Source organism: Microbacterium sp. Leaf351 (assembly GCF_001423825.1).
Taxonomy (GTDB): Bacteria; Actinomycetota; Actinomycetes; order Actinomycetales; family Microbacteriaceae; genus Microbacterium; species Microbacterium ginsengisoli.
Genome location: NZ_LMPK01000021.1, coordinates 25,932 through 29,966 on the forward strand (window position 1 = coordinate 25,932; position 4,035 = coordinate 29,966).

General features: G+C 66.1%; 4 protein-coding genes. 2 read left to right on the forward strand and 2 right to left on the reverse strand.

Annotated features, from left to right (window positions below):
- Positions 1 to 598, reverse strand: a 598-nt coding sequence (locus tag ASG00_RS17650; RefSeq protein ID WP_235559423.1) for a hypothetical protein, incomplete at its 3' end; no start/stop codon positions are given.
- 59 nt (positions 599 to 657) lie between these two features.
- On the opposite strand from ASG00_RS17650, the gene ASG00_RS14885 reads away from it, so the two are divergent.
- On the forward strand, positions 658 to 1,716 hold the full coding sequence (locus ASG00_RS14885) for a hypothetical protein (RefSeq protein ID WP_137878512.1): 1,059 nt from the start codon (positions 658 to 660) through the stop codon (positions 1,714 to 1,716).
- Positions 1,717 to 1,881: 165 nt separating this feature from the next.
- Here the strand turns inward: ASG00_RS14885 and ASG00_RS07495 are convergent, their stop codons facing one another.
- Positions 1,882 to 2,952 (reverse strand): hypothetical protein, encoded by a 1,071-nt coding sequence (locus tag ASG00_RS07495; RefSeq protein WP_156454730.1) that lies wholly within the window; start codon positions 2,950 to 2,952, stop codon positions 1,882 to 1,884.
- A 158-nt stretch (positions 2,953 to 3,110) separates the two neighbouring features.
- Between ASG00_RS07495 and ASG00_RS07500 the strand changes: the two genes are divergently transcribed.
- Positions 3,111 to 3,677, forward strand: coding sequence for a hypothetical protein (locus ASG00_RS07500; RefSeq protein WP_156456221.1), 567 nt, complete (start codon positions 3,111 to 3,113; stop codon positions 3,675 to 3,677).
- Positions 3,678 to 4,035: the final 358 nt, after the last annotated feature.

Genomic DNA, 4,035 nt, shown 5'->3' on the forward strand with positions numbered 1-4,035 from the left:
CCTGCCGTCTGCCGTCACGAAATGCAGGCGATGCACCGGCGGTGAACCCGTCGAGGTGCGCACCCGGATCGGAGCGGTGTGTGCGCGACACCGCAGGTGGCACTACGCGGGAGCGGACCGCGACCTCGCGCGAAACGCCGACTTCTTTCGCGCCGAACGATGCCTCACAGGCACGCTCTGGGAACGCGGCATCGGCCCCGACACCGGCGAACTGGAACTCGCCACGACCCTTCTTCGCGCCACCGATCTCGAACAAGAGGGCGTATCTCATCGAACGGCGCTTGCGCGCCACTATCCCGAAGCGGTGCGTCTCGTCGCGCTGACAACAGAGCCGTGGGCGGAGCGGTTCCTCACGAACACGAACGTCGGCCCCATCCAGGTCGCCGCGCTCGTCGAAGCAGCGGTGAACGCGGTGACCGCGGGCACGTCGCACGACGTCGCCGCTGTCCGCGCGTCTTTTCACATCGAAGGCCGCGAAGCGGTCATCGGCCTCGACCGACCCGTGCGGCTTCGGTACGGCCGGTCCGCGGGCCTCGATGAACTCGGTAGGAGAATTCTGGCGTTCGCCCCGCGGGTCCGAGCCACACTCCTGCGCCACACCGACGCCCGCAAGCCTCCCACGCGTCGACCGCGCGGCTCATCGAGGCATGACCGCGTGTGAGCCTTCCGTTCCGCACGCTACCGATTCGACTCGAACTCATCGAGGGTGAGACCGTCGAAGGGTTCACGAAGCGGCTCGCCCAAGCTCACCAGTGCGAGGAACGCGATATCCGTCGAATCGTCTTGGAGCACCTCGGTCGCAACTGGTGGCCCGCGGCGGATCAGCGTGTCGTCGATCTCATCGAGCATCTCGCAGATCTGCCGCGCGACGCGCTACGCCCCAACTTCGAGAAAGATGGCATGTGGGTCAGATGCGGCCACCGCAGCTGGCGTCCTGAGAAATGCGCCAGGTGTGCCCGGTTCGCCGAACCCCGTATTGCATGCCCGGAATGCTCCGGCGGGCTGGCCACCACGACGATCGCCCGCGGCGGTGCGCTCTGCCTCGCGCATCACCATTGGGCGTACCGCGCGTTGCACGCCGACATAGCAGGCATGCCCGGCTACGAGAGTGCGGAACTGCTGCTGCGATCACAACTCTGGAAGCGCGGCGTCGCCCTCCACACCGGCGAAGTAAACCTCGCCGCAGCTTTCGTCGAAGCCTGGCACGAAGGCTCAGATGATTCGTCCCCGATCGGCGACCGCATGGCGAGTTTCGGCATCCCGCACCTCGACACCTACGAAAACGTGCTGCTGTGCGCGTACCCCGAGATCATTCGTTTGACCTGCGTGCTCACATCGCCGCGCACGATCACTCCGATCCTGGACGTGACGACTTCCGCGCTCGCTCAGGCCGATCGCCTGCTACCTGCCGTCGCGAAGGCGATCGGTGACGAACCCAACGACGCATTGCGCACCTTCACCGTCAGCGTCGTCGGGCAGGCCCACCGGGCGATGTTGTACATGTACGGACTGCGCAGTTCGAAGCAGGTCAAGTATCAGCGGTGCCCACTCAACCGCGCCCTCATTGCTGCAGCGCACCGGCAGCGCGCCTGCCTCCTCCGCCACGCCAACCCAAGGATTCTTCCCCACATCGCGGGGAAGACAGGTCAAGCCGCACCGCGCAGCCGGGTCATCCGCAACTGGCCACCCCGTTCCGACGAGTTGGCTATGTCCTAACCTGCGGTCCTCGTGAGTACTCGCACAGAGTTCCACGGCGCCGTCGACCACTCGCGCGAAGGCTTGCCGGGGACGCGTCAGAACGATTCGGGAATCGGGTGCTCGGGCCGCGCGCGGTGTTATACACGGCCGACGTATTCGAGAGATTGCGGCAGGCAGGGCGGATCAGCGCGCGCTGCACTGCGACGTGACCTGCATGTGGATCAGTCCGTCGATACTCGTCGAGTCGCGGATACTCATCTTCTCCACCGGCAGCGCGTCGCTGTAGCGGATGTCTTCCTGCATTGCCCGATCCGCGGCGTATCCTGCGGCATCCCAAACCTTGAGGATTCGCGCGAGCGTGGCGCCATTGTCCGCGGTCTCGAACGTGAGCCCGAGTCCGATTCGTGTGCCGTTCTCACCGCACGCGGTCGATGCCGGTGACATCTCGTCGGCGTCGAGGAGCTGTCCAGCGGAATCGTGCACCGGCCCGACGGCTGCGTCCAGCGACGCCGCGACCATATTCTCGAGCCCTGCTCGGGCCTCGTCCGCGCCGTATGTGGGCGCGGCGGGCGCTGAGGGAATCGGTGTTCGTGCTCCGGTGCTGACACCACATGCGAGCGTACGGTCGGTGAGCTTCGGAAGGGTGAAGTCCGGGTCGCGGTCGGTCGTCACCGGCGCAGCCGAGTAGTCAAAGCTGAAGTTCCGCCAGACCCGGAGTGACGCGCCGTCCTCCGCCACCGTATAGGCGCCGTCCGCGAAGGGGTGGTAGCCATCATCGCTGAGGGTTCGCTCGACGGCCGTGACAAGTACGCCATCCTGTCGATAGATCGTGCCCCAACCCGCAAGAAGGAACGACTTCTCTTTGACCACATACCCGGTTTCGCAGCCGTTGGCGACGAGCGGAACAACCGTCGAGGACGAGGTGAGGAAACACACGATCCCTGCCAGTGCGGTGGCCGCGATGGCTACCGCGCGCGCCGGGATCATCAGGATGAGCCAAAGCCTGGGCACGGGGATGACGCACAGTCCCGTCGCCAGGGCTGCCAGGGCCGCGATGAGCGCGAGACCAGAGAGCAACTCCGAGTCAACCGTGCCGATCAACACGGAGGTCGCACCGTCCGATGCTGTGGAGACAATGAGCAGTGTCACAAGAACGGTTGTCGAGCAGAACAGGATGGCGCCAGCGAGAAGCAGGGCAATCCGACGCCAGCTCCGTGAAGGAGTGGGCGATTCATCATCGCTCTCGGTCGACACGGGTGCAGTAGACACGTGGCAAGCCTAAGAGGAGCAACCTGGGGCTCCGCCGCACCATCGTCCACGTCCGTCGCGCGCATAAGTGACAAGTGATCGCGACGGCATCCGCCGACTACGGTGGATGCATGCGGCACCGCTCGGCTTTCATACTCAGTTCCGTGCTCGCGCTCGCTCTGACCGGGTGCGCGACGCCCGCGATGGTGGCAGGCGGCGCCGATCCTGCGGGTGAGCCACTGCCTGCGCAGTCCTCCGAGGCGAGCGACTCGTCGGCGATCGCTACGCCGGGGAGCACAGACCCGGAGGCGCAGGCACAAGCGCACGCATGGCTCGATGCCGCAGCACTCCCGCCGGGCGCGATTCCCGCCGACGCGAGTGTCGCAACGTTCAGCTCGTATACGGGGTGGCCCTGTGGTCCCGTAGCGAAGTTGGAGGGGTTCTGGTCGATCCCTGACGCAACCGTGAGCGCGACCGCGAACTGGCTTAGGGATAATCCGACCGCCGATCTCATCTCGACTTCAGTGGGGGCGGTCCCCGATGATCCCGCCATTCAATCGGCCATCGTGGGGTACATTCCGGCAGAGGGCGCGCAGGAGGGAGTCGTTTACACCGTGGAGAAGACGACAGACGGCGTCGCGGTGCGCGCCGAGGTCGCAGCGCAGACCGCCGAGGCATCGTGCCCCGTGTTGCCGGACGGCGGGGGGTACGGTGCACCGGGTCAGGGATGACGTCAGGGCACGATCAGCGACCGGGACTCACGCACCGGACGCGCAAAGCTCCGAGGGTCGCGCGTCCGCGGCAGCTCGACTTCTGACAGCGGGTGCCCCAGATTGAGTTCGACGGTGAACAGGAGAGGATTGCTCGGCGTCACCGTAGGTCTCGCTGTCCTGCTCGCAGGGTGCACCGCAGCGCCGGCGCTCCCGGACGCTCAGCCGACGCGCAGTAGCCCACCTGTTTCATCAGTGCCGACGCCGACTGCGACGGTCACGCCAGAAGCTGAACCGGTGAGCGATCCTGGTCCCTGTGAGGCGGCCACGCCCGCCTATCCCATCGCCGACGACACCGAGGTGGAACAGCTCGGCGGAG